This is a genomic window from Micromonospora sp. DT43, assembly GCF_049841645.1.
In the GTDB taxonomy this organism is placed as follows: domain Bacteria; phylum Actinomycetota; class Actinomycetes; order Mycobacteriales; family Micromonosporaceae; genus Micromonospora.
In genome coordinates, this window is sequence record NZ_JBNCKR010000005.1 from 1 (window position 1) to 23815 (window position 23815).

At 71.3% G+C, this 23815-nt stretch carries 26 protein-coding genes; 16 read left to right on the top strand and 10 right to left on the bottom strand.

The window, feature by feature from the left end; genetic code table 11:
- Positions 1-137: 137 nt before the first annotated feature.
- On the bottom strand, positions 138-701 hold the full coding sequence (locus ACLQ26_RS13985; RefSeq protein WP_425744819.1) for a YbjQ family protein: 564 nt from the start codon (positions 699-701) through the stop codon (positions 138-140).
- 23 nt (positions 702-724) lie between these two features.
- A complete protein-coding gene (locus ACLQ26_RS13990; RefSeq protein WP_425744820.1) occupies positions 725-1408 on the bottom strand; it encodes a S1 family peptidase in 684 nt (227 codons plus the stop codon).
- Between the two features lie 356 nt (positions 1409-1764).
- Between ACLQ26_RS13990 and purS the strand changes: the two genes are divergently transcribed.
- From purS to ACLQ26_RS14010, 4 genes are all read left to right on the top strand, one after another.
- Complete coding sequence (purS, locus tag ACLQ26_RS13995; protein ID WP_007454310.1) at positions 1765-2028, top strand: phosphoribosylformylglycinamidine synthase subunit PurS; 264 nt, start codon at positions 1765-1767, stop codon at positions 2026-2028.
- Positions 2025-2708 (top strand): phosphoribosylformylglycinamidine synthase subunit PurQ, encoded by a 684-nt coding sequence (purQ, locus tag ACLQ26_RS14000; RefSeq protein ID WP_266247815.1) that lies wholly within the window; start codon positions 2025-2027, stop codon positions 2706-2708. The genes purS and purQ overlap by 4 nt, the downstream gene beginning before the upstream one ends.
- Before the next feature lie 67 nt (positions 2709-2775).
- Positions 2776-5430 carry a phosphoribosylformylglycinamidine synthase subunit PurL gene (gene purL / locus ACLQ26_RS14005; RefSeq protein WP_425744821.1) on the top strand — a complete coding sequence of 885 codons (2655 nt, stop codon included), beginning with the start codon at positions 2776-2778 and terminating at the stop codon, positions 5428-5430.
- A 4-nt stretch (positions 5431-5434) separates the two neighbouring features.
- Positions 5435-6190, top strand: coding sequence for a 2-phosphosulfolactate phosphatase (locus tag ACLQ26_RS14010; protein ID WP_358140313.1), 756 nt, complete (start codon positions 5435-5437; stop codon positions 6188-6190).
- A 173-nt stretch (positions 6191-6363) separates the two neighbouring features.
- Here the strand turns inward: ACLQ26_RS14010 and ACLQ26_RS14015 are convergent, their stop codons facing one another.
- The gene (locus tag ACLQ26_RS14015; RefSeq protein ID WP_425744822.1) at positions 6364-8316 is read right to left on the bottom strand and encodes a hypothetical protein; all 1953 of its coding nucleotides are present in this window, start codon (positions 8314-8316) and stop codon (positions 6364-6366) included.
- 160 nt (positions 8317-8476) lie between these two features.
- On the opposite strand from ACLQ26_RS14015, the gene ACLQ26_RS14020 reads away from it, so the two are divergent.
- From ACLQ26_RS14020 to amcA, 5 genes are all read left to right on the top strand, one after another.
- On the top strand, positions 8477-8830 hold the full coding sequence (locus ACLQ26_RS14020) for a sterol carrier family protein (RefSeq protein ID WP_425744823.1): 354 nt from the start codon (positions 8477-8479) through the stop codon (positions 8828-8830).
- 168 nt (positions 8831-8998) lie between these two features.
- A complete protein-coding gene (gene purF, locus ACLQ26_RS14025) occupies positions 8999-10537 on the top strand; it encodes an amidophosphoribosyltransferase (protein ID WP_425744824.1) in 1539 nt (512 codons plus the stop codon).
- 61 nt (positions 10538-10598) lie between these two features.
- A complete protein-coding gene (gene purM / locus ACLQ26_RS14030) occupies positions 10599-11753 on the top strand; it encodes a phosphoribosylformylglycinamidine cyclo-ligase (protein ID WP_425744825.1) in 1155 nt (384 codons plus the stop codon).
- Positions 11754-11879: 126 nt separating this feature from the next.
- Positions 11880-12983: a cyclophane-forming radical SAM peptide maturase AmcB gene (gene amcB / locus ACLQ26_RS14035; protein ID WP_425745168.1), complete on the top strand. Its 1104-nt coding sequence runs from the start codon at positions 11880-11882 to the stop codon at positions 12981-12983.
- Complete coding sequence (gene amcA / locus ACLQ26_RS14040) at positions 12952-13188, top strand: multiple cyclophane-containing RiPP AmcA (RefSeq protein ID WP_425744826.1); 237 nt, start codon at positions 12952-12954, stop codon at positions 13186-13188. The genes amcB and amcA overlap by 32 nt, the downstream gene beginning before the upstream one ends.
- Positions 13189-13331: 143 nt before the next feature.
- Here amcA and ACLQ26_RS14045 read toward each other — a convergent pair whose 3' ends face one another.
- Together ACLQ26_RS14045 and ACLQ26_RS14050 are read right to left on the bottom strand one after the other, a co-directional pair.
- A complete protein-coding gene (locus ACLQ26_RS14045) occupies positions 13332-13547 on the bottom strand; it encodes a DUF3073 domain-containing protein (RefSeq protein ID WP_007454329.1) in 216 nt (71 codons plus the stop codon).
- Between the two features lie 304 nt (positions 13548-13851).
- Positions 13852-14934, bottom strand: a complete 1083-nt coding sequence (locus ACLQ26_RS14050) for a Glu/Leu/Phe/Val family dehydrogenase (protein WP_425744827.1) — start codon at positions 14932-14934, stop codon at positions 13852-13854.
- Positions 14935-15128: 194 nt separating this feature from the next.
- On the opposite strand from ACLQ26_RS14050, the gene ACLQ26_RS14055 reads away from it, so the two are divergent.
- Together ACLQ26_RS14055 and ACLQ26_RS14060 are read left to right on the top strand one after the other, a co-directional pair.
- On the top strand, positions 15129-15968 hold the full coding sequence (locus tag ACLQ26_RS14055) for a hypothetical protein (protein ID WP_425745169.1): 840 nt from the start codon (positions 15129-15131) through the stop codon (positions 15966-15968).
- Positions 15969-16219: 251 nt separating this feature from the next.
- On the top strand, positions 16220-16429 hold the full coding sequence (locus ACLQ26_RS14060; protein WP_007073996.1) for a BldC family transcriptional regulator: 210 nt from the start codon (positions 16220-16222) through the stop codon (positions 16427-16429).
- 63 nt (positions 16430-16492) lie between these two features.
- On the opposite strand, the gene ACLQ26_RS14065 is transcribed toward ACLQ26_RS14060, so the two are convergent.
- The gene (locus ACLQ26_RS14065; RefSeq protein WP_425744828.1) at positions 16493-16882 is read right to left on the bottom strand and encodes a PPOX class F420-dependent oxidoreductase; all 390 of its coding nucleotides are present in this window, start codon (positions 16880-16882) and stop codon (positions 16493-16495) included.
- A 54-nt stretch (positions 16883-16936) separates the two neighbouring features.
- Here ACLQ26_RS14065 and ACLQ26_RS14070 point away from each other — a divergent pair, with 54 nt between their 5' ends.
- Positions 16937-17716: a class I SAM-dependent methyltransferase gene (locus ACLQ26_RS14070; protein WP_425744829.1), complete on the top strand. Its 780-nt coding sequence runs from the start codon at positions 16937-16939 to the stop codon at positions 17714-17716.
- 40 nt (positions 17717-17756) lie between these two features.
- On the opposite strand, the gene ACLQ26_RS14075 is transcribed toward ACLQ26_RS14070, so the two are convergent.
- The gene (locus ACLQ26_RS14075) at positions 17757-18047 is read right to left on the bottom strand and encodes a hypothetical protein (protein WP_363681145.1); all 291 of its coding nucleotides are present in this window, start codon (positions 18045-18047) and stop codon (positions 17757-17759) included.
- Positions 18048-18224: 177 nt separating this feature from the next.
- On the opposite strand from ACLQ26_RS14075, the gene ACLQ26_RS14080 reads away from it, so the two are divergent.
- The gene (locus ACLQ26_RS14080; RefSeq protein WP_425744830.1) at positions 18225-19082 is read left to right on the top strand and encodes a 3-hydroxyacyl-CoA dehydrogenase family protein; all 858 of its coding nucleotides are present in this window, start codon (positions 18225-18227) and stop codon (positions 19080-19082) included.
- Positions 19079-19822 carry an enoyl-CoA hydratase/isomerase family protein gene (locus tag ACLQ26_RS14085; RefSeq protein ID WP_425744831.1) on the top strand — a complete coding sequence of 248 codons (744 nt, stop codon included), beginning with the start codon at positions 19079-19081 and terminating at the stop codon, positions 19820-19822. The genes ACLQ26_RS14080 and ACLQ26_RS14085 overlap by 4 nt, the downstream gene beginning before the upstream one ends.
- 58 nt (positions 19823-19880) lie before the next feature.
- Here ACLQ26_RS14085 and ACLQ26_RS14090 read toward each other — a convergent pair whose 3' ends face one another.
- On the bottom strand, positions 19881-21224 hold the full coding sequence (locus tag ACLQ26_RS14090; protein WP_425744832.1) for an ABC transporter substrate-binding protein: 1344 nt from the start codon (positions 21222-21224) through the stop codon (positions 19881-19883).
- A 155-nt stretch (positions 21225-21379) separates the two neighbouring features.
- Between ACLQ26_RS14090 and ACLQ26_RS14095 the strand changes: the two genes are divergently transcribed.
- Positions 21380-21769 (top strand): hypothetical protein, encoded by a 390-nt coding sequence (locus ACLQ26_RS14095; RefSeq protein ID WP_425744833.1) that lies wholly within the window; start codon positions 21380-21382, stop codon positions 21767-21769.
- A 54-nt stretch (positions 21770-21823) separates the two neighbouring features.
- On the opposite strand, the gene ACLQ26_RS14100 is transcribed toward ACLQ26_RS14095, so the two are convergent.
- Positions 21824-22294, bottom strand: a complete 471-nt coding sequence (locus ACLQ26_RS14100) for a hypothetical protein (RefSeq protein ID WP_425744834.1) — start codon at positions 22292-22294, stop codon at positions 21824-21826.
- Positions 22295-22420: 126 nt separating this feature from the next.
- Here ACLQ26_RS14100 and ACLQ26_RS14105 point away from each other — a divergent pair, with 126 nt between their 5' ends.
- Positions 22421-23125: a DUF2786 domain-containing protein gene (locus ACLQ26_RS14105; RefSeq protein ID WP_425744835.1), complete on the top strand. Its 705-nt coding sequence runs from the start codon at positions 22421-22423 to the stop codon at positions 23123-23125.
- A 49-nt stretch (positions 23126-23174) separates the two neighbouring features.
- On the opposite strand, the gene ACLQ26_RS14110 is transcribed toward ACLQ26_RS14105, so the two are convergent.
- Positions 23175-23702, bottom strand: coding sequence for an SRPBCC family protein (locus ACLQ26_RS14110; RefSeq protein WP_425744836.1), 528 nt, complete (start codon positions 23700-23702; stop codon positions 23175-23177).
- Positions 23703-23815: the final 113 nt, after the last annotated feature.

The window sequence follows — 23815 nt, forward strand, 5'->3', positions numbered from 1 at the left end:
GCCTCGCCACCAGCACCTCCACCACAACCAAGATCAGTTGCACTGAAGCCTAGAAACCACCCGGCGTGTCGTGGCAACAACTTCATGATCAACGGGTGGGCGGGCAGGGAGCGGGCGGGGTGGGCGCGCGGGGTGGGTTACTCGCCTGTGGGGGTTTCTGCCGCTGTTCGGAGGTTGGGGGCGCTCGCCGGTTCGGCGATGCCGCCCAGGGACTCCGCGAAGGCCGGCTCGGTGGCGGTCTCCGCCGCCACCGCCGGCTGGTCGGCCGGCATGACCTCGGGCATTTTGGGTACGGCGACAACCGCCGTGCCGTACGCGCAGATCTCCATCCACATCTCGCCGCAGTCCCGGCTGTCGAAGCGCATGCCGATCACGGCGTTCGCGCCGAGGCGTAGGGCCTCCTCGCCGAGGCGGGTCACCGAGTCGGTGCGCCACCGGGTCAGGTTGTCCGGCGCCATCGGGTCGTACGCGCCACCGCGCAGGTTCTTGACCCCCTCGCGGTACGGGTTGCGCGTCCTGGCCATCGATGACACCACCTCACCGAGAATCTGGCGGATCTCGTAGCCGGGCAGTTGCTCTGTCGTCACGACCAGCACGGTTCCGATGCTGTCAGGAGTTGCGCGACCCGATCGTGTGCCGTGTTCACCTGATCGGATGCTGCAAAACAGCGCGGCGCGGACGGTCGGCACGGTGTCGACCATCCGCGCCACGCGGGCGCTAACGGTCAGACACCGGCCACCGAGGTGATCCAGGCCCGGTTGTACGCGACACTGCCGTAGTTCTGGATGCTCTGCCCGTCGGCCGTGGAGGCGACGCCGACCTGCTGGCCGTTGTAGAACTGCGGGCCACCCGAGTCGCCCCGCCAGGCGTTGCCGCTGATCCGGCTGCTGCGGATCGCCTGCCCGCCGTACGCGTCGGTCACGTTGGTGCTCGTCACCTGGACGGTGGCGGTCTTGAGCTGGCTGGACGCGGAGCAGCCGCTGTAGCAGGTCATGCCCCACCCGTAGATCGAGTTGGTCGATCCGACGGGCGGGTTGCTGCTGGCCAGGGACACCGTCGAGGTGCTGACGGTGCTGGAGAGCCGCATGAGGGCCAGGTCGTTACGGGTGTAGGTGGCGCTGACGCTGCGGGTGACCCCGCCCGAGGCGCGGTAGACGCTGCCGACCCGGACGGACATCGTGCCGCTGATGCAGTGTCGGGCGGTGAGGACCCACTGCGCGGCGATCACGCTGCCGGAGCAGGTGAACGAGCCGTTGCTCAGCACGGCGGCGGCCCAGGGGGCGGACGAGACGGTGCCGCCGCCGATGATGGGCTGGGGACCGGCCGGGGCGGCGGACGCGCCGGAGGCGGCGGCGAGGGCGCCGACCAGCGCGGTGCTGATCAGGGCGAGCAGGGGACGAACGCGCATCGGTGGACTCCTTGGACCGGGGCGGGCCCGGGGTCGCCGGGTGCCCGAGGACGGCGGAGGGAGGTCCCCGCCGCCGCTGACATCGAGTTATGTCGATGTACTGTAGGGCCGACGAGCATCGTTTTCAAGAAGGTCATCGAGGTTAACCAATGTAACGATTCAGCTACCCGGCGCGCCGTATCTGCCCTGGTGGGGCCGCCTGTCCCGCCCCGCCGGTCGTCCCCGACGCCGGTTATGTGGATCACTGCCTGGACTGCGCCCGGCCGGTGCGTCCGCGGCGGTATCTGCCAGGTACGCTGGCTGCGCTCGCCCATTGTGGGTCGGCACCCAACTGCGTACACAGTCAGGAGTGCCCAGTGCCTCGCGTCGTCGTCGACGTCATGCTCAAGCCCGAGATCCTCGATCCGCAGGGCCAGGCCGTCGCAAACGCGCTGCCCCGGCTCGGCGTCAGCGACGTCGCCTCAGTGCGGATCGGCCGGCGCATCGAGATCGACTTCACCGGTGAACCGGACCTGGACCGGGCCCGGGAGATCGCCGACAAGCTGCTCGCCAACCCGGTCATCGAGGACTTCACCGTCCGCCTGGTCGAGACCGACGAGACCGCGGACGCCCGCTCGTGACCGCCCGGGTCGGTGTGGTCACCTTCCCCGGCTCGCTCGACGACGGGGACGCGGCCCGCGCCGTCCGGATCGCCGGCGCCGAGCCGGTCCGGCTCTGGCACGGTGACCCGGATCTGCACGGTGTGGACGCGGTCGTGCTGCCCGGCGGCTTCTCCTACGGTGACTACCTGCGCTGCGGCGCCATCGCCCGGTTCGCGCCGGTGATGGAGACGCTCGTGGACGCCGCCCGGGGTGGCCTGCCGGTGCTCGGCATCTGCAACGGCTTCCAGATCCTCTGCGAGGCGCACCTGCTGCCCGGCGCGCTCACCCGCAACCAGCACCTGCACTTCCGCAACCGGGACCAGGTCCTGCGCGTCGAGTCGGCCGGAACCGCGTGGACCAACGCGTTCCAGCCCGGCCAGGAGATCCTCATCCCGGTGAAGAACGGCGAGGGCTGCTACGTCGCCGACACCGCGACGCTGGACCAGCTCGAAGCCGAGGGACGGGTCGTGGCCCGCTACGTCGGCGGCAACCCCAACGGGTCGCTGCGCGACATCGCGGCCATCACGAACTCCGCCGGCAACGTTGTCGGCATCATGCCGCACCCCGAGCACGCCGTGGAGGCGCTCACCGGCCCCTCGCTGGACGGCCTCGGCTTCTTCACCTCCGTCCTCAAGCACCTGGTGGGGGCGCCGGCATGACCGGCGGCACGATCATCGGTCAGCTCAACCGCGTCTCTGGCGGGCACGAGCGCAGCGAGGAGAGGTCATGACCACCCATCCGGACCCGGTACGGGACACACCGGAGGCGTACTCCGCCCCGGCGCAGCCGACCGAGCCGCTGGCGCAGCCCACCGCTCCGGCCCGACCGGCGACCGCCGACTGGACCGACGGAGTGGACACCGTGCCGCGCGCCGGTGGCACCCCGGGCGAGTTGCAGCCGTACACCGAACTGGGTCTGCGTGACGACGAGTACGACCGGATCCGGCAGATCCTCGGCCGTCGACCCACCCAGTCCGAGCTGGCGATGTACTCGATCATGTGGAGCGAGCACTGCTCCTACAAGTCGAGCAAGGTGCACCTGCGCCAGTTCGGTGAGAAGGCCCCGCACAGTGACCGGATGCTCGCCGGCATCGGTGAGAACGCCGGCGTGGTGCAGGTCTCCGACGAGCTGGCGGTGACCTTCAAGGTCGAGTCGCACAACCACCCGAGCTTCGTCGAGCCGTACCAGGGCGCGGCGACAGGCGTCGGCGGCATCGTCCGGGACATCCTGGCCATGGGCGCCCGCCCGGTCGCGGTGATGGACCCGCTGCGCTTCGGCGCCGCGGACCACCCGGACACCGCCCGGGTGCTCACCGGCATCGTCGCCGGCGTGGGTGGCTACGGCAACTGCCTCGGCCTGCCCAACATCGGCGGCGAGTTGGTCTTCGACCCCTCCTACCAGGGCAACCCGCTGCTCAACGCGCTCTGCCTGGGCGTGCTGCCGGTCAGCCGGCTGCAGAACAAGGCCGCCGCGGGCCCGGGCAACGTCGTCGTGCTGATGGGCGCCAAGACCGGCCGGGACGGCATCGGTGGCGTCTCGGTGCTGGCCAGCGCCACCTTCGACGAGGGCAGCGAGGCGCGCCGCCCCGCCGTGCAGGTCGGTGACCCGTTCACCGAGAAGCTGCTGATCGAGGCGTGCCTGGAGCTGTACGACGGGCAACTGGTCGTCGGCATCCAGGACCTCGGTGGTGCCGGTCTGACCTGCGCGCTCACCGAGACCGCCGCCGCCGCCGGCACCGGCATGCGGGTCTGGCTGGAGCGGGTGCCGCTGCGCGAGCCCTCGATGGACCCGCACGAGATCCTGGCCAGCGAGTCGCAGGAGCGGATGCTGCTTGTCGTCGAGCCGGAGAAGCTCGACGCCGTGCTCAAGACCTGCGAGAAGTGGGGCGTCCTCGCCACCGCGATCGGTGAGGTCACCGCACCGGAGCCGGACGGCCGCCCCGGTCGACTGCTGATCACCTGGCAGGACCACCTGGTCGTCGACGTGCCGCCGGGTTCACTCGTCGACGACGGCCCGGTCTACGCCCGGCCGATGCGCGAGCCGGCCGACCTGATCCTGCTCCAGGCCGACCGGGCCGAGACGCTGCCCCGCCCGGCCGACCCGGACGCGCTGCGGGAGACCGTGCTGCGCATGATCGCGTCGCCCAACCTGGCCGACAAGACCTGGGTCACCGAGCAGTACGACCGTTACGTGCTGGGCAACACAGTGCTCGCCCAGCCGGAGGACGGCGGCGTGATCCGGATCGACGAGCGGACCGGTCTCGGCGTCGCGCTGTCGTTGGACGGCAACGGCCGATACGCCCGACTCGACCCGTACAACGGCACCAAGCTGGCCCTGGCCGAGGCGTACCGGAACGTGGCGGTGACCGGTGCGACGCCGATCGCCGTGACCAACTGCCTCAACTTCGGCTCCCCGGAGGACCCGGGCGTGATGTGGCAGTTCGCCGAGGCCGTGCGCGGCCTGGCGGACGGCTGCCTGGAGCTGGGCATCCCGGTCACCGGCGGCAACGTCAGCTTCTACAACCAGACCGGCGCGGCGCCCATCCACCCGACCCCGGTGGTCGGTGTGCTGGGCGTGCTGGACAACGTCGCCGACCGGGTGCCGATGGGCTTCGTCCCGCGCCCCGGTGGCGACCACGACCAGCTCTACCTGCTCGGCGAGACGAACGTGGAGCTGTCCGGCTCGGAGTGGGCCTGGGTGACGCACGAGCACCTCGGCGGCATCCCGCCGCAGGTCGACCTCCTTCGTGAGAAGGCGCTGGCCGAGCTGCTGGCCGAGGCGGCCCGCGTCGGTCACCTGGCCTCCGCGCACGACCTCTCCGACGGTGGTCTCGCCCAGAGCCTGGTCGAGTCCTGCCTGCGGCGTGGCGTCGGTGCCCGGATCGCCGTGCCGGAGCAGTTCACCGGCGGCTCGATGCCGTTCGTCTACCTGTTCAGCGAGTCCGCCACGCGGGCGCTGGTGTCGGTGCCGCGTGGCCACGACAAGGCGTTCGCCGCGCTCTGCGCCGAGCGGGGGGTGCCGTTCGAGCTGATCGGCGTCACCGATCCGACGGGCGGCGCGCTGGAGGTGCACGGCCAGTTCCGGATCGGTCTGGACGAGCTGCGGGCCGCGCACACCGAGACGCTGCCGCGTCTCTTCGGCGGCGCTGCCGCCGTCGAGGTGCCCGCGCCGGCCGCCGGCGTGGCGGGCGCGGTCGAGGGCGTGCCGCTGCCGGGCGCCCCCTCCGAGCCGGTGGACGCGTCGGAGGTGCTCTCCGAGCCGATTGCCTCGGCCGGTCCGTCCCCGCACACCGGAGCCGTCGACCCGGTCGGGTCGGAGCAGCCGGGTGAGTCGTCCGAGTCTGACCCCGGTGCCGCCGAGCCGTCGCCTGACGAGCGCTGAGGCGTTGGCGGCGGCCGTCCACGGCCAGCCCGGGTCGGGTGCCAGGTTCGACTGGGGCCTGACCGGGGCGGCCGAGCTCGGCCGGGTCTGCGCGGCGCTGGTGGTGGTGGACGTGCTCTCGTTCACCACCGCCGTGGAGGTGGCGGTCGCCCGGGGCATGCGTGTGCACCCGTTCCCGTGGGGTGAGCAGGCCGCCGAGTACGCCGTGCGGGTCGGCGCGGTCGCCGCGGTGGGCCGTCGCCGGGTGACGGCCGACCATCCGTGGTCGCTGTCGCCCGCCGCGTTGAGCGCCGCGCCCGTCGTGGCGGATCTGGTGCTGCCCTCACCGAACGGCTCCGCGATCAGCGCCGCCGCCAGTGCCACCGGGCTGCCGGTGGTCGCGGCGTGCCTGCGCAACTCCCGCGCGGTCGGGCGTTGGCTGCGCCGCCAGGGGTACGGCACGACGGACGCCCCGATCGGCGTCATCGCCTCGGGTGAGCGGTGGCCGGACGGGTCGCTACGGCCGTCGGTCGAGGACCAGCTCGGCGCGGCGAGCGTGCTGGACGCCCTGTCCGGTGTGCCGGGTGGCCTGTCCGTGGAGGCGGCGATGGCGCTCGCCGCGCTGGCCAGCACTCCGGACGTCCCCGCCGCGGTGCGCGGCAGCGTGTCGGGTCGGGAGCTGACCGAGAGCGGCTTCGGCGCCGACGTCGACATCGCCGTCCGAGTGGGCGTGTCGGATGTCGTGCCGGTCCTCCGCCAGGGCGTGTTCTCCGCCGCCTGACCGCCCCGACGCCGTGATCGACTCGGTTTCCAGGAAATCGGTGTGTCGGAGTACGGCGGACAGCCCGCTTACCTGGAAGGCGAGTCGATCACGGACCGGGCGACAAGCGTCGGAACGGAACGGCCGCCCGGAGAACCGGGCGGCCGTTTGCCGTCGTGCTCTGGTGGCGCTGGTCAGTCGTCCAGCCAGTCGAGGCGTCGGCCGCCCCGCTCGGTGGGCGGCGGACCGTCCGGCCGGGCCCGGCCGCCCTGCTGCTGGCCGTAGCCGGCCTGGTCGTAGCCCCGGTCGTCGTAGCCGCCGCGTTGCTGCGGGGGTTCCTGGCCGTAGCCGCCCTGGTCGTACCCGCCGCCCTGCTGCTGGCCGTAGCCGCCCTGGTCGTACGCGCTGGTCTGCTGGCCGTACCCGCCGGCCGGCTCCGCCGCCCGACCCCCGCTGTACGGGGCCGTCGGATCGGGCTGGCCGTAGCCCGAAGCCTGCTCCGGCTGGTAGACACCTGTGGCGTACGGGTCGGCGGGCGCCGGGTATTGAGTGCTGTCGCCGGTGTACCGGCCGGTCGGTTCGTCGAAGCGCTCGCCGTAGCCGGCCGCACCGGCGGGAGCGGGCGGGTAGCCCGCGCCACCGGCCGGGGCGGTGTAGTCACGGCTGCCGTAGCCACCACCGGAGGAGGGCGCGCTGCCGTAGCCGCCACCCGGGGCCGCTGCGCCGCCGTAGCCCGCGCCCGAACCGGGCGCGGCGCCGTAGGCGTCCCCTGCCGGGCCGGCGCCGTAGCCGCCATCCGCCCCGCCGGCGCCGTAGCCGCCATCCGGCGCTGCCGCCGTGCCGTAGCCGCCGCCCGAGGAGGGCGCGTTGCCGTAGCCGCCGGCGCCGTAGCCGCCCGGGGCGGGCTCGTCGCCGTAGCCGGCGCCTCCCCAGCCCTGCTGGCCTGCCGCGCCGTAGGGCTGTGCTGGCGCTCCGTACGGGTCCGGTGGGACGTCGTCGACCACCGGGCGGTGCATCATCGTCGGCGCCTCGCTCAGCGCCGTGCCGCCGACCATTGTCGGGTCGGGTCCGCCACCGGCGCGGTTGACCACCCGGGTCCGGTCGTCGGCCCCGTGGAAGGCACCCCCGGCCGCCGGGACTCCACCGGCCGCTCCGGCAGCCGCCGGCTCGTCATCGTCGTCGCCGCTATCGCGGCGCTTCATCCAGAGCAGCACGATCGTGCCGACGCCGGCCGCGACGAGCAGGCCGCCGAGCAGGATGATCAGGTACGACCCGATCCCGCCGCCGTCGTCCTCCTTGGCGGCGTTCGCCGCGGCACCCGGGCTGGCCTGCTCGGAGGGATCCTCCGCGGTGCCCTCCTCAGTCGCCTCCTCGGTGGGAGTGGCGTCGGCGGTGGCGGACGGGGTGGGGCTGGGGGTCGCGGCGACCGCGATCTCCAGGCTGATCCGCTGGCCGGTGACGGATTGCCCGGCGCTCGCGTTGAAGCTCTTGACCGCGTTGATGCTCTCGAAGCTTGCACCGACGGTGAGCCGGCCCGGAGCGATCGGCTTGTCGGCCGTGCCGTTGATCCGGAAGTTGCCGCTACCGTCGCTGAACGTGTCGTAACGGTGGCCGGCGCCGTCCTGGAGAATCACGAGGGCGTTCGGCACCGCGGTGTTGTCGGCCTTCTTGACGACCTTGCCGGAGACCGACTTCACAGTCTGGTTCTGCTGCGGCGTCGGCGGGGCGGCGGCCTTGCCCTTCACGGTCAGGGCGACCGTCGCGGTGTCCGGGCCCGAGTCGGCCTCGACGGCCACCGTGACGGTGGCGGTCGCGTCGCCGGCGTTGTCGTTCGCCGCGATCCGGACCAGCACCGACCTGGCCTGCGGATTGCCCAGGCCGGGGAAGTCCACGTCGCCGCAGCCGCTGGCGCAGCTGACGCCCGACGGGAGGCCGGAAAGACTGATCTTGGCCTTGCGGTCGTTGTCACCGGGAGTGACGCGCACGGTGATCGTGGCGTCGCTGCCGGCATTCACGGAGACCGAGCCGGGCGAGACGTCGACGTCTGCGGCCAGGGCTGGTGTGGCGGGGACGGCGAGCAGAGCGCCGGCAACCAGCGCTACGACCACACCGGCCCGCTGCTTCCAGGCACGTCGGTGTGTTGACACGTCCACCGCCTTCCGGGCTGACTTCCCTTGACCGGCGGGGCGCCGGGCCGGGGATCATCACGGTACGAATACGCCGTCGGCCACTATGCCTTGTCTGACTGGATCGGCGCGACCCAGGGCCAGAGTCGGGTGCTTCACCTGTGCGTCGTATCGTCCCGTCGTGTCCTCTCCGCACAGTAAGTCCGCCGCGGTAGCGGCGGCTTTGTCCGCGCTTGACGAGGGTCGTACACCCGAACGGCCGGTACTCCGGGAGGCGGTCCGGTCCTTGTTGGCCGTCCTCGCGGAGCGCGCCCCCGGCCGATCGGTGGAGGTGCGCGTCCCACCATACGGTGCGATCCAGTGCGTTCCCGGTCCTCGACACACCAGGGGAAACCCGCCGAACGTCGTCGAGATGTCTCCGCATACCTGGTTGGAGGTGGCCACCGGACGGATCGGGTGGATGGAGGCGGTCACCGACGGTCGCGTGCAGATGAGCGGCGTTCGGGCGGACCTCTCGGCATTCCTGCCCCTCTAGCTGCCCGAATGTCCGAGTGATCGTAACTCTCGGCAGGGAAATCGTGACTATCTGTATTGACGTCGACTCGCGTACACTGTCAGGCGACGACAGTGGTCCCGGCCGAGGAGTGTGGATCCGCACCGTGATCCCCGCCAGGCCGGTCCAGACCAGCATGAGGGAGCGGTAGTGCCCCGAGGCGACGGCCGGCTGAGCCACGACCTTGACCCCCAACGACCCGGCCCCCAGGACGCCTGCGGCGTCTTCGGTGTCTGGGCCCCCGGTGAAGAGGTCGCCAATCTGACCTACTTCGGCCTCTACGCCCTGCAGCACCGCGGGCAGGAAGCCGCGGGCATCGCGGTGAGCGATGGCTCGGGCGTGGTGGTCTACAAGGATCTCGGCCTGGTGGCCCAGGTCTTCGACGAGCCCACCCTGGCCAGCCTGCGCGGCCACCTGGCGATCGGGCACGCCCGATACTCCACGACCGGCGCCTCCAACTGGGAGAACGCCCAGCCGACCATCCGGTCGACGAGTTCCGGCACGACCATCGCGCTGGCCCACAACGGCAACCTGGTCAACACCGCCGAGCTGGAGAAGGAGGTCGCCGAGCGCGGCCTCGTCGCGGACGGCTCGACAAACGACACCTCGCTGGTGACCATGCTGCTGGCCAGTCGTCCGGACCTGTCGGTCGAGGCGGCAGCGCTCGAGGTTCTGCCGCAGCTGCGCGGGGCGTTCAGCTTCGTCTTCATGGACGAGTCGACGCTGTACGCGGCCCGCGACCCGCACGGCGTCCGCCCGCTGGTGCTCGGCCGCTTGGAGCGTGGCTGGGTGGTGGCGAGTGAGACCGCCGCGCTGGACATCGTCGGCGCCAGCGTGGTGCGTGAGGTCGAGCCCGGTGAGCTGATCGCGATCGACGAGGAGGGGCTGCGCTCCACGCGGTTCGCCGCGCCGGAGCCGAAGGGCTGCCTCTTCGAGTACGTCTACATCGCCCGCCCGGACGCGACAATCGCCGGGCGCAACGTGCACGCGGCGCGGGTGCAGATCGGCCGGCAGTTGGCCAAGGAGCACCCGGTGGAGGCCGATCTGGTCATCCCGGTGCCCGAGTCCGGCACGCCGGCCGCGATCGGTTACGCCGAGGCGTCCGGCATCACCTACGGCGCCGGCCTGATGAAGAACCCGTACGTGGGTCGCACCTTCATCCAGCCGTCGCAGACCCTGCGTCAGCTGGGCATTCGCCTCAAGCTCAACCCCCTGCGACAGAACGTCCGCGGCAAGCGGCTGGTGGTCGTGGACGACTCGATCGTGCGCGGCAACACGCAGCGGGCCATCGTCCGGATGCTGCGCGAGGCGGGGGCACTTGAGGTACACGTCCGGATCTCCTCGCCGCCGGTCAGCTGGCCGTGCTTCTACGGCATCGACTTCGCCACCCGGGCGGAACTGCTGGCCAACGGGTTGGACAACGACGGCATCCGGCGTTCCATCGGCGCCGACACGCTGGGCTACGTCTCGCTTCCTGGCCTGATCGCCGCGACCGAGCAGCCGAAGACCCGGCTGTGTCGGGCGTGTTTCGATGGGGAGTACCCGATCGAGCTGCCAGCCGGCAACCTGATCGGCAAGCACGTGCTCGAAGGGAAGGGCCGCCGGGTCGCCGACGCGACGCCGGAAGCCCCGGACAGCTTCGGCCCGCTCGTCGCCACTCCGGGCGGCGTGACCGCAAACCGCCCGTAGCACCAACCGGCGCGGCCCGGCCACCGCCGGCGCGGCACCGAGAACCACAAAGGGGAGAACCGTGACGCACGTGTCCGAGCGCAGCGGCGCAGGAAGCAGCCCGACGGGCGCCGGCGGCGACCACCAGCCGTGGACGGGTGGTGCCGGTCGGCAGGCCCGTAAACGCTCGGTCTCGTACGCCGACGCCGGGGTCTCGATCGACGCGGGCGATCGGGCCGTGGAGCTGCTCAAGTCGAAGGTGCGCGAGACCCGCCGCCCGGAGGTGCTCGGTGACCTCGGTGGCTTCGCCGGTCTGTTCCGGCTGGACACGAAGAAGTACAAGAGCCCGATCCTGGCGTCCTCCACCGACGGTGTGGGCACCAAGCTGGTGATCGCCCAGCAGATGGACATCCACGACACGGTCGGCATCGACCTGGTCGCGATGGTCGTCGACGACCTGGTGGCCTGTGGCGCCGAGCCGCTGTTCCTGCTCGACTACATCGCCACCGGCGAGGTCGTTCCGGACAAGGTGGCCGAGATCGGCGCGGGCATCGCCGACGGCTGCCGGTACGCGGGCTGCGCGCTGCTGGGCGGGGAGACCGCCGAGCACCCCGGTGTGCTGCGCCCGGACGAGTACGACATCTCGGCGACCGGTGTCGGTGTGGTCGAGGAAGCCGACATCCTCAGCCCGGACCGGGTCGAGGTGGGCGACGTGGTCATCGCCATGCGCTCCTCCGGTCTGCACTCCAACGGCTACTCGCTGGTCCGGCACGTGCTGCTCGGTGCTGCCCGGATGCGTCTGGACATCGTGATCGACGACTTCGGGCGGCAGCGGACCCTGGGCGAGGAACTGCTCACCCCGACCAAGATCTACGCCAAGGACTGCCTCAAGCTGATCGCCGAGGCCGAGGTGCGGGCGCTGTCCCACATCACCGGTGGCGGCATTCCCGGCAACCTGGTCCGGGTGCTGCCGGAGCACGTCGACGCGGTGGTCAACAGGTCCACCTGGAAGCCGCAGCCGATCTTCGACCTGATCCAGACGAAGGGCCGGATCGACGACCACGACATGGAGTCGACCTTCAACATGGGCGTCGGCATGTTCGCGATCGTCTCGGCCGAGGACGCCGACCGGGCCCTGGCGACGCTTACCGGCCGTGGGGTCGAGGCGTGGCAGGCGGGCGAGATCATCGAGGGCACCGGAAACGTGCAGATGGTGGGTCAGCACACTCGCGGCTGATCACACTCCGGTGATCGTACGGGCACCTGATCAGGGCTTCACCCGAGTGGCCAGTGCCGCCTAGCCTGAAGGGCTCGGGCTGGGCGGAGGAGGGTGATGGCTGCTGGGGAGATGTCGTTCAGCGGGATGCGCGGTCTGGCCGCGGTCCCGTCGTACGTCGTCATGCAGCCGACGACCCTCTGCAACCTCGACTGCGCGTACTGCTACCTGCCGTTTCGGGCCGCTGACCGGCGGATGCCGGTGCCGGTGGCCGAGGCGGTGGCGGCGGCGGTCAACCCGTGGGCGGCGGCCGGTCGCTTCTCCGTCGTGTGGCACGGCGGCGAGCCGCTGGCCGCCGGCCGGGAGCACCTGGCGGACCTGATCGCGCCCTTCGGGCCCGAGGTCGAGCACCACGTGCAGACGAACGCCACGCTCATCGACGACGAGTGGTGCGCCTTCTTCGCCCGGCACGAGGTGCGGGTGAGCGTGAGCGTGGACGGGCCTGCCGAACGCAACGGCGACCGGGTCAACCGTGGGGGTCAGCCGGCGTACGACCGGATCCTGCGCGGCGTGGCGGCGCTGCGTCGGCACGGGCTGCCCTTCTCGGCGCTGGCAGTGGTGTCCCGGCCGGCGCCGGGGCTCGCCGCCGAGTTGTACGACTACTTCCTCGGGCTGGGCTGCGACGTGCTGGGCATCAACATCGAGGAGACCGAGGGCGTCAACACCCGCGACAACAGCCACGACGCGGCGGCGGTGACGGCGTTCTGGGCCGAGTTGGTGTCGGCCTGGCGCAAGGAGCCCCGGATCCACCTGCGCGAGATCGAGTGGTCGCTGCGGTACGCGGCGGCGGTGCTCGACGGCGCGGCGGACGGTGTCCTGCCCCGTCGGCTGGACCCGATCCCGACGATCGGGCACGACGGCTCGGTGACCGTGCTCTCGCCGGAGTTGGCGGGCTTCACCGATCCGCACTACGGCGACTTCAGCAGCGGGAACGTGCTGGCCACCCCGCTGGCTCGGATCCTGAAAGACGCGGCGTCGACGCCCTGGGTGGGCGAGTTCCTCACGGGCGTGGAGGCGTGTCGGGCGTCGTGCCCGTACTTCGGCTTCTGTGGCGGCGGTCATGCCGCCAACCGTTACTTCGAGCTGGGGCGTTTTGACGGTACGGAGACCGAGCACTGCCGCAACAGCAAGATCCGCCTATTGGAGGGAGTGTTGGAGCATGCCCGAGACCACCAGTCACCGGCGGCCTGAGCGCGAAGCGGACGACGTCCCGGACGGAGTCACCGAGCGGGTGCGGGAGGCCGCCCCCGGGCTCGTCGCGCTGCTTCAGGAGGCCGAGGACGCACGGCGGCTACGGGCGGAGGTGTCGGGCGGAGACGGCGTCAGCGCGGTCTGCGCCTGGAACCACTTCGAGAACATCCCGACCTTCTACAACTGGAACAACCGGCCGCGCTGAGGCCGACCGTGATCAGGGGCCTGTCGGCCGGTCGGAGTGATCTCCGGCCAGGGCAGGCCCCTGATGATCGGCACCGATCTCGCTCCCGATGGGCACATGCGTGAGCACGCGGGGGTTACCGCGTGCTCAGCTGCGTCGAGAGGTCAGCGGGTCGGGCGGACCCAGGGATCCGGGTCGTCGTCCGCGTGATTCTCATCATCGTCGTCGACGAACTCTTTTGAGTCGTCGTCGAAGTGGTGCTCAGACTTACCAGCACCCGCCAGTTCGCGCTGCAAGGCGGTGAGGTCGGTGTTCGGGGAGTGGTACTTCAACTCCCGGGCCACCTTCGTCTGCTTGGCCTTAGCACGGCCGCGCCCCATGGCTCGACCCCCTCGCACAGAATGCGGGGCAGCCCGAAGGCGGGCCCCGATGACGTCAGGCATCTCTCGTGGCTCTTACGGTACATGGGGATGCCATCGTTCGGCACCTCGGGTTACCGTCAGCCGGCTCTGCGCGTCGCGGCGATCCGGCCGTCACCCAGTGTACCTGGTAAGGAGCGGAACGAAGAGCACCCGTGACACCGGACAAAACGAGCCAAACTTGACCCGGCCTCAGCTTACCGAGTCGGACCGGCGTGAGAGGCCCGGAGGCGGATCCCGGTCGATCCGCCTCCGCCCCAGCTGGTCAGCGCAGGTGGATCGTGCGCAGGCGACCAACCTCGGCCATCCGCCGCTCGGCCAGCCGGTCCGCGGCGACCGCCGGCGGCACGCCCTCGGCGTCCGCCAGGTGCAGGATCTCGCGGGTGGTGTCGTAGATCCGGGTGGCCCGCAGCTTCGCCCGCTCGAAGTTGAAGCCCTCGATCTCGTCGGCCACCTGGATCACACCGCCGGCGTTCACCACGTAGTCCGGCGTGTAGAGGATGCCCCGGTCGGCCAGCAGCTTCTCGATGCCCGGGTGCGCGAGCTGGTTGTTCGCCGCTCCGGTCACCACCTTCGCGCGCAGCGCCGGCACCGTGTCGTCGTTCAGCGCGCCACCCAGCGCACACGGGGCGTACACGTCGATGTCCGCCGCGACCAGCGCGGTGGCGTCGTCCACCAGGGTGACCTGCGGGTGGTTGGCGCGTACCCAGGCCAGGGCCTTCGGGTTGACGTCGGTGGCGACCACCTCGGCGCCGTCCTCCAGCAGGTGCCCGGTCAGGTACTTGCCGACCTTGCCGAGGCCCGCGACGCCGACGCGCCGGCCACGCAGGCTCGGCGTGCCCCAGACGTGTTCGGCGGCGGCCCGCATCCCCTGGAAGACACCCCACGCGGTCAGGATGGACGAGTCGCCGGCGCCGCCGTGCTCCACGCTGCGGCCCGTCACGTACCGGGTCTCGCGGGCGATGATGTCCATGTCGGCCACGTAGGTGCCGACGTCGCAGGCGGTGTAGTAGCGGCCGGCCAGCGACTCCACGAAGCGGCCGTACGCGCGCAGCAGCGCCTCGCTCTTGATCTGCTCCGGGTCGCCCCAGATGACGGCCTTGCCCCCGCCCAGGTCCAGGCCGGCGAGAGCGTTCTTGTACGCCATCCCGCGGGACAGGTCGAGCACGTCGGCGAGCGCGTCGTCCTCGCTGTCGTACGGGTAGAAGCGGGTGCCACCGAGCGCGGGCCCCAGCGCGGTGGAGTAGATCCCGATGATCGCCTTCAGGCCGCTCTGTTTGTCCTGGCAGAAGACGACCTGTTCGTGACCTGTCGATACCGGGTCGTCGGTGCTCGCGAATAAGCCCATGACTGGCTCCTACAGTGGTGTGCGTTCCTTGTGGGACGCGGACCTGGTGGACGCCGGCGGGGATGCTGCCGGTGCGGTCGAGCCTATATTCGGCCGCCGTGCGGCTGCCCGACGTGCCGCCGTCATCCCACGTTGCGGCGCACGTGGTCCGGCCGCTGGCTCCGCAGGAGTGCGGTTCGTGGGAGGATCGCGCGGTGCCGTCGCTCTTCGCTTCTTACCTGCGCGTGTACGAGCCGCTGACCGCCTTCGACAGGGACCGGCAGAGCTACTGGCGCCGCTACGCCTCGGAAGGGCGCGCGGTCGCCCCGGTCGAGGGTCCCGGCCGCCAGCGGACGGCGGTGATCGAGGCGTTGGGCGCGGGCTGGACCCGGTTGCCGGACCTGCCCGAGGAGGCGTACGTCCTGGAGACGGACGACGGCCTGCTGGTCTGCCCCTGGAACCTGCGCATCCGGGTCGCCGAGGCGGCGCTCAACGCCCGGGACGGGGTGCCTGCGGTGCTTGCCGACGCGTTCGTGCCGCCGGTGCTCGCCGGGCAGGCCAGAGCGGTCGTCGACGACTGGCGCAGCGGCGCCCGGGTGCTGGAGCACGGTGTGCCCCGGGTGCACGAGCAGATCGCCACGTGGGGCGTCCCGCTGCGGTGGTTCGTGCTCTTCGACCCGGCGGAGCGGGACCAGGTCACCGAGCCGGGGCGGCGGGCGCTGCGCTACCGGACGGAGATCTCCAAGGCTCGTCGCCGCTCGTCGCGGGCGTTGTCGGTGCTGCGCAAGTCGGTGGGCGAGGCGCCGATCACCGAGGCGGTGGAGGAGGCGGCCCGCTGGCTGGAGGAGTTCCACCCGCGCTCGGTGGTGGAGCTGGACTACGGCGGCCTGGTCGACCTGCTCTCCGACGAGACCCTCGCCGCGGACGACTCGCCCGAGCTGGTCGCTGCCGGCCTTGCCGGGCTGTCGCGCGGCGAGGCCGAGGAGGCGTCCGCCGCGTACGACAAGCTGGTGGCCCGCTGGCGTGCCGTACAGCTGCTGGAGCGGTGCAACTAAGGCATTTCGCCCCTAGGAGCGCTCCCAAGGCGAGGTGTGCTCGTAGTTGACGCATCACGAACCGTGATCATGAGTCCGAATAAGGTGGTTTCTGCCGTGTAAAAGTCGTAAAAATCGGGCATGGTTCATCCGTCCGTCTAGGGACCTTCATCCGTTCGGCCCATGTCGGACATCGGGGACTAGCCGGACCATGGGAGACGCGTCGGCCGGCGGGACCCCGGCCGATGTCTATACATGTGGAGGAGTGACCGATGGCATCGCGAACGCACGAACCAGAGCCGCTACTCACGCCGGCCGAGGTGGCGTCGATGTTCCGTGTCGACCCGAAGACGGTGACCCGGTGGGCGAAGGCGGGCAAGCTCAGTGCCATCCGTACCCTGGGTGGTCACCGTCGATACCGCGAGTCGGAGGTCAGGGCGCTGCTGCAGGGTCAGATCCCGCAGCAGCGGCAGGGCGACTGAGCGGCATACGTTTTCCGGTAGGGGCGGTGGATCTCGATCCGCCGCCCCTTTCCATGCCCGGACTCAGCTCTTCGGTTCGGTCAACGTGACCCGGATGCCTACCGTGCCGCCCTCGCCGCGGCGCAACCGGCTGCCGAGCAGGCTCAATCGACCGATCACCCGGTACTTGTGCTTGAGCAGGTCGCGGATGCGGCCCGTGTCGCTGCGACCGAAGATCGTCGCGTGGGCGGGCACCTCCGCCCCGTGCGGCCGGCCCCGCACGTCGCAAGGGGCCACGGTCACCTCCCCGTTGTGGCGGATCCGCTTCACCTTCCCCGAGTCGGCCCGGGTCCAGACCGCCAACGCCTCACCGTCGCGGACCGCCCAGACCGGGGTCGGCACCGCCCGACCGTCCTTGCGGAAGGTCGTGAGCAGGAGGTACTTCTCGGCCGACAGTCGGTCCAGCGTGGTCACGCCGCCAGGATACGACCGGTGCGGCCCTCCGAGGGGCTGGATAGCATCAACGGCGTGACGGGGGAGCCTCTAATCGGTGACGTGTTCGGGGAACTGCTGCGGGACACACTGGCCGTGGCCACCGGGGTCGGGCCCCGGCCGCTGGCCGGCGGACGGCTGCCCCGGCCGGTCATCGAGATCATCGAGCGGGACGACGGGTTGATCAACGGCGCTCCGGCCGCGCGCTACCTCGACGGTCCGGACGACTGGCAGCCGTACGACCATCGGGCCGTGGACCGGGTCCGCGGTGAGACGCTCGACGTCGGCACCGGCGCCGGCCGGATCGCGCTCGTGCTCCAGGAGCGCGGCGTACCCGTCACCGGGCTGGACACCTCGGCGGGGGCGCTGGAGGTCAGCCGGCGTCGCGGCGTACGCCGGCTCGTGCACGGCACGGTGGACACGCACGTCGCGGACGGCCAGCGGTACGACACGTTCCTGCTGCTCGGCAACAACCTCGGGCTGTTCGAGGGCAGGGACCGTGCGCCCGGGTTCCTGGCCGCGCTCGCCGCGCTGGCACGACCGGGAGCGCAGATCATCGCGCACGGCACCGACCCGTACGGCACCACCGACCCCGTGCACACCGGCTACCACGAGCTCAACCGCCGCCGGGGGCGGTTCGGTGGCCAGTTGCGGCTCCGGCTGCGCTACCGGGAGCTGGGCACCGAGTGGTTCGACTACCTGGTCTGCTCGCCGGACGAGTTCGCCGAGCTGGTACGCGGCAGCGGCTGGCGGCTGACCGATGTGGACGACCGCGACGCCCCCTACTACCTGGCCACCCTGCGCCTCGCCGCCTGACCCGACAGAGGGCCCTCATCGAGGACCCTCTGTCGGCGGATCAGACCTGGACGGTCGGGGGCAGCTGCTCCGGCGGGAGGCCGCCATCGCCGTCGACCACCTCGTCGGGGGTGCCGTCCTCGTCGATGTCGACCATGGTGATGTCCACCTTGCCGTCACCGTCGGTGTCGAACTGGAACAGGTCGGCCTTGCCGTCGCCGTCGGTGTCCACCACCCACACGTCGGTCTTGCCGTCGTTGTTGGTGTCGGCGCGCAGCAGGTCGACCCGCTCGTCGCCCCGGGTCTCCACGATCTCGGAGTCGGTGCTGACGCTCTCCGGTGCCTGGCTCATCTCGATGCGGTCCTTCCCTCGGTTGACCCGCCGTACGTACCCGATCGCGCGCTCCCCCACGCATGGGCGGGGTCGTCGCGCTGTCTAGGGTCGCACCATGAGCGAGCGGAGCGGACCGGGCACCCGGGCCGGCGTGGCGGGGACCCCGCGCGCCATCGGGGCGGACAGGGAGGCGTGATGAACGATCGTTTCGTGGTCGTCGGTGCGGGCACGATGGGGCTCGGCATCGCGTACGTGGCGGCCGGGGCCGGACACACCGTCGAGCTGGTCGAGGTGGATCCGGCGCGGGGCACGACAGCGCTGACCCGGCTCGCCGACCTGTGGGAGCGGGCGGTGCAGCGCGGGAAGCTGACCGCCGACGAGGCCGCGGCGAACCGGCAGCGGGTGACGCTGCGCCCGAGCCTCGGCGAGGTCGCCCCCGCTCCGGGGGTGATCGTGGAGGCGGTGCCGGAGCGGCTCGACCTCAAGCGCGCGGTGCTGCGGGACGCCGCCACCCTGAGCCCGGCCCTGCTCGCGAGCAACACGTCGAGCATCGCCATCGGCGAGTTGGCCGTGGGCCTGGACGCGCCCGAGCGTTTCCTCGGCCTGCACTTCTTCAACCCGGTCTGGGCGATGGCGCTGTTGGAGATCGTGGTCGGCCCGGCCACCGCGGAGGAGACCACCGCGGCGGCCGTCGCGCTCGCCGGCCGTCTCGGCAAGGACCCCGTCGTCGTACGCGACCTGCCCGGCTTCGCCACCTCCCGGCTCGGGGTCACCCTCGGGCTGGAGGCGATCCGGATGGTCGCCGATCAGGTGGCCAGCCCGGCCGACATCGACAAGGCGATGGTGCTTGGCTACCGGCACCCGATCGGGCCGCTGGAACTCACCGACCTGGTCGGCCTGGACGTGCGGCTCGACATCGCCCGCACCCTCCAGGCCGCGTACGGTGACCGCTTCGCGCCACCGCAGCTGCTCGTGGAGATGGTGTCCGCCGGGCGGCTGGGCAAGAAGTCGGGGCAGGGCTTCTACCAGTGGCAGGGCGGTGTCAAGCAGTGAGCGGTTTGCGGATCGAGGAGCTGGCGGATCGGCTCGTGGTGACACTGGCCCGGCCGGAGAAGCGCAACGCCATCGACGCCGACCTGATCGGCGAGCTGCACCAGGTCTGCGCCGAGTTGGAGGCGCGCCCCCGACTGCTGCTGTTGACCGGCGGTGCGGAGGGCATCTTCGCCGGTGGCGCCGACATCGGTCAGCTCCGCGAGCGGGGCCGCGCGGACGCCCTCGCGGCGATCAACTCGGCGGCCTTCGCCCGGATCCGGGCGTTGCCGATGCCGAGCGTGGCCGCTGTCGACGGTCCGGCGCTGGGCGGTGGCGCGGAGCTGGCGTACGCCTGCGATTTGCGGGTGTGCACGGCGCGGGCGGTCTTCGGCCAGCCGGAGGTGCGGTTGGGCATCCTGGCCGGTGCTGGCGCGACCCACCGGCTGCCCGCTCTGGTCGGCGAGGGGCGGGCCAAGGAGTTGCTGTTCACGGGCCGGCGGGTGGACGCCGCCGAGGCGCTGCGGATCGGTCTGGTGAACCGGTTGGTGGACGAGCCCGGCGAACTGCTGGCGGTGGCGCACGGGCTGCTGGACGAGATGGCGCAGGGCTCACCGCTGGCGTTGCGGCTCACCAAACTGGCTGTGGACGCACCCGCCGCCGCACATCCGCAGCTCGACCTGGTCAGCCAGGCTGTGCTCTTCGAGGACGAGGAGAAGCACCGCCGCATGACCGATTTCCTGGAGCGCCGCAGAGCCCGCTGACACGGAACGGCCGCACCGGCTCCGAAGCCGGTGCGGCCGTCGCGGTCCGCGGTGGTGCTCAGTGCCGGATCTGCATCCCGGAGTCGGCGACCGCCCGGATCACCTGGGCAGACTCACCGAAACCGATGATGAGTACGGCGTCCGCCCCGAATTCCTTGATCTCCTTCGCGCCGCCGGTGAAGTCCACGGGGGCCGCCTTGGCGTCGGCCGGAGGGTCGTACGTGAGCAGCTTGAGTCGGTCGGCGGGGATGCCGGCCTTCTCCAACTCGTCACGGACGGTGGCCTGGAGGCCCTCACCGTAGGAGTCCTTGCGGGCGACGATGACGATCTTCTGCGATCCGTCGCGGAGGACGACGTCGGCAAGCGCCCGACCCTGCAGGCTGTCCGGCGGGGCGGTGCGGAAGTAGAGGCCTTTGTCCTCGATGTCGGTCAGGCTGGCGTCGGTGTTGCACGGCGAGAAGAGGATCTTGCCAGCCTGGACGACGTCCGGCAGCACCTCCCGGGAGATGCCCGAGGCGCCGGCGCCGATGATGATGCTGACCCCGTCGGCCACGTGCTTGGCCACTGTCGCCTTGGCCACCGCCGTGCTGGTGCCGTCGTCGCCGTCCTTCCACGTCACCGGCTTGCCCAGCGCCCCGCCAGCGGCGTTGATCTCCCTGATCGCCAGCGCCGCGCCGGCCGCCATCGGCGGGTACGCGATCGCCAGGTCACCGGTCTTCGGCAGCAGGCCACCCACGATCAGCGGCTTCTGGTCCTCGTTGCCACCGGGGCGCGGCTTCCTCGCCTTCGGCGGGGTCTTGGTGCTCGCCCCGGACTCGGCGCCCGCGCCGACGAACTCGGTCTTGCCGTCGTTGATCTGCTGGCCGTCGAAGGTCAACGTCGCGTAGCTCGCGGTGGCCGGCTCGCCCTTGTCGGTGAAGCCGGCACGGCTCAGCGAGACGCTGCGGTACTCGATGTCCTGCCCGGCCCGCGCCAGCGTGAGGCAGGTGGCCGGGTCCTCGCAGCGCTGACCATTGTTTGTCACGCCGACGATCTGCTTGGCGATGGCGGCCGGGTCGGTGCTGCCAGCCAGTTGGGCGGCGAGCACACTGATCACCACAGCGTCGTACGTCTCGGCGGAGTACAGGTAGTCCGTCAGCGCCGGATTGACGGACCGTAGCCGGCTCTTGAAGTCGTCGGGCAGCGGGGTGAGTGGCGTGGTCCCCTTCATCCCGTCGACGAGGTCAGCGCGTTCCTTCAACTCCGCTGGGTAGGAGTTGAGCATGTTGCCGTCCGTGCCGTAGAGGCGCACCTGTTGGGCGCTTCCCTCTTCGGCCTTGTCATCCCCGCAAGCGCTTGTGGCGAGCAGGATCGTCGCGCAGGCAGCCAATGTGGCCACCCGCGAGCGGCGTGATACGAGCATGGTCGTCCTTCCTCCGGCGAAGGTCCGCTGCGCACATTAGCGTGCCGGGGCCGGCTGCGGGACCGTGGAGGTGGCGAAATGCGCAGGTCGCTCGCGTCGAACACACAGAGTGACGAAAATGCTGGGCCTTGACCCCCCGTCCTACTGTGCGCTGGGTGACGGACCTACCACAGCAGACGTTCGACGACGCGACCGCCGTGCTCAATTCGGCGCTGGCCGGCGATGGGGAAGCGGTGACAGGTGCGTTCGACGCGGTCGTCGACCGGGCCGGCCTGCCCGGCGCGTACGGGGTCGCCTGGTGTCTGGCGGCGACGATGGTCGGCGACGCCCCGCCGAGCACCGGATGCGCGCTGGACTTCCCGGGTATCGAGCAGGCGGATTACGACACCCGCTGGGTGGCGCGCTTCGTGAGTGCGTACGCCAACCGGGACGTGTCGACCGGGGAGGCCCTGTTCGGCGCGGCCGCCGCCGACGGGCAGCTCTCCGACTGCCTGCTCACGCTCGCCGGCTCGACGATCGCCACCCTGCGCAGCCGCGCCGGCTGACCGCGCCTCGGCGGGCGCGGCGCCCCGCCGGGGTGCCGCGCCCGCACGGACAGCTCAGAAGGCGTGGTACGCGACCAGCGGCTCGTACTCGTAGCGGACGGTTTCGAAGCGGACCCGGAAGTTGACCCCGTCCCGAACGTTTGTCGCCACGGTGATCCAGCCGGAGTTGGCCGGTAGGTAGGTCCAGTAGTTGCAGTTGCCGGTCTTGTCGATGAAGATCACGCAGGCGTCGGTGCCGAACGCGCTGGCGTTGCGCACGTTGATGTCGCGGCACCGGCTTGTGGTGCGGTACGGGCCAGCCTGGCCGCCGTAGCCGCCGGTCTGGAAGAACGAGCGCACCGCCCCGCCGTAACACGTGGCGAGCGGGGCGAAGAGGTTCGGCCCCGAGGTGAAGTCGGTGGAGTCGGCGGCCTGTGCGGCCGGTGCGGCGGCCTGAGTGGCCTGAGCCGCCTGGGCGGGTGCGCCGGTTGCGAGCAGCGCGGCGGCCGTGGCGACGGCGAGCAGTCGTGCGGTCGGGGATGACATGCGTGCCTCCGGAAGCGGTTAACTGACAGTCCGTATTGGACTGTCGAGCTGACCGTGACGATGATACTGATCGATCAATGTGGCCGTGGTCCCAGATCGTCAGCCGTTTGTGATAGCTCTGTGGGCATGTCCGAGGCCATGCTCAGCAAGGTGCGCAAGCTGCTCGCCCAGGCCGAGGACCCGGCCTGCACGCCCGCCGAGTCGGCGGCGTTCACCGCCAAGGCGACGGAGTTGATCGCCCGCTACGGCGTCGACAGGGCGTTGCTCGCCGTACGGGACCCGACCACCGACCCGGTCGGCGACCGGGTGCTCGACATCGTCGCCCCGTACGCCCGGGACAAGGTGGGCCTGCTCGCCGCCGTCGCCGAGCCGCTGCGCTGCCGGTGCGTCCGTCGCCAGCAGGGCAACGGCTTCGCGGTGCACCTCTTCGGCTTCGCCAGCGACCTGGAACGGGTGGACCTGCTCTTCACCTCACTGCTCGTGCAGGCCGCGCACGGTCTGGCGGCCACGGCGGTGCCCGCCGACGACCACCCGGCCGCCTTCCGGCGGTCCTGGCTCGCCGGCTTCGCGGAGGTGATCGGGGGCCGACTCTGGGCGGCCGAGACGGCGGCGGCCGGCGAGTCGGGTGGCCCGTCGGTGGCGCTGGTGCTTGCCGACCGCTCCGACCGGGTGCAGCGGCGACTCACCGAGGAGTACCCGCGACTGCGAACCGCACCGGCGCGCCGGCTCGGCGGTACGGGCTTCGGCTCCGGGGCGGAGGCCGGGAGCCGCGCGCACCTGGGCGGTCGGGGCGTGGATGGCAGCCGGTCCGGCCGACAACTCGGCCGCTGACCGCGGCTCCGGCTCCGGCTCAGGCTCCGGCTCGGGCTCGGGCTCAGGCTCAGGCAGGATCGGCGGGATAGGGGCGGGACACCGTGGCGAGGTAGCGGGTGAGCAACTCGTGCCAGCCCGCCGTGAGCGCCTTGCGGTACCCCTCGGCCGCCTCTCCGTGCCGATCGAAGTGTCGGTGCTCCAGCTCGACGCGGGTCCGTTCGGGCCCGTCGGGAAGGAACAGCACCTCGACCTCGCTCGCCTTCGCCGGGTCCGGCACCGGCACCCGGTCCGGACCGATCTGCCAGGCGAAGACCAGCCGCCGTGGCGGATCCCACGTGAGCACGCGTCCCCAGTCGGCGCGGAAGCCGTACGGGCCGATCTCGTAGAGCATGCCGCCGGCCCGTGGCTCCATGCCCAGCTCGGCGAGGGCCTCCGGACCTGACCACGTGTACTCGGTGACCCACCAATCGGTCAGCTCATCGGTGAAGACCGCGAACGCCCGCTCGGCGGGACCCGGGGCGAGAAGACTGCACCGCAAGGAGAACCGCTCCAGGTCCTGCCGGATGTCGGCCGGATCAGCCATCCCCTGTCCCATAGGCCCGGACCATACCGGCTGATGCCTCGGTGTGCAGCTTCGCGAGGTGCTCTGTTCCAGACAGTGGGTTGCCGAGCCGTCACGGACGGGATGCCCCGCCGGAAAGCGGGTAA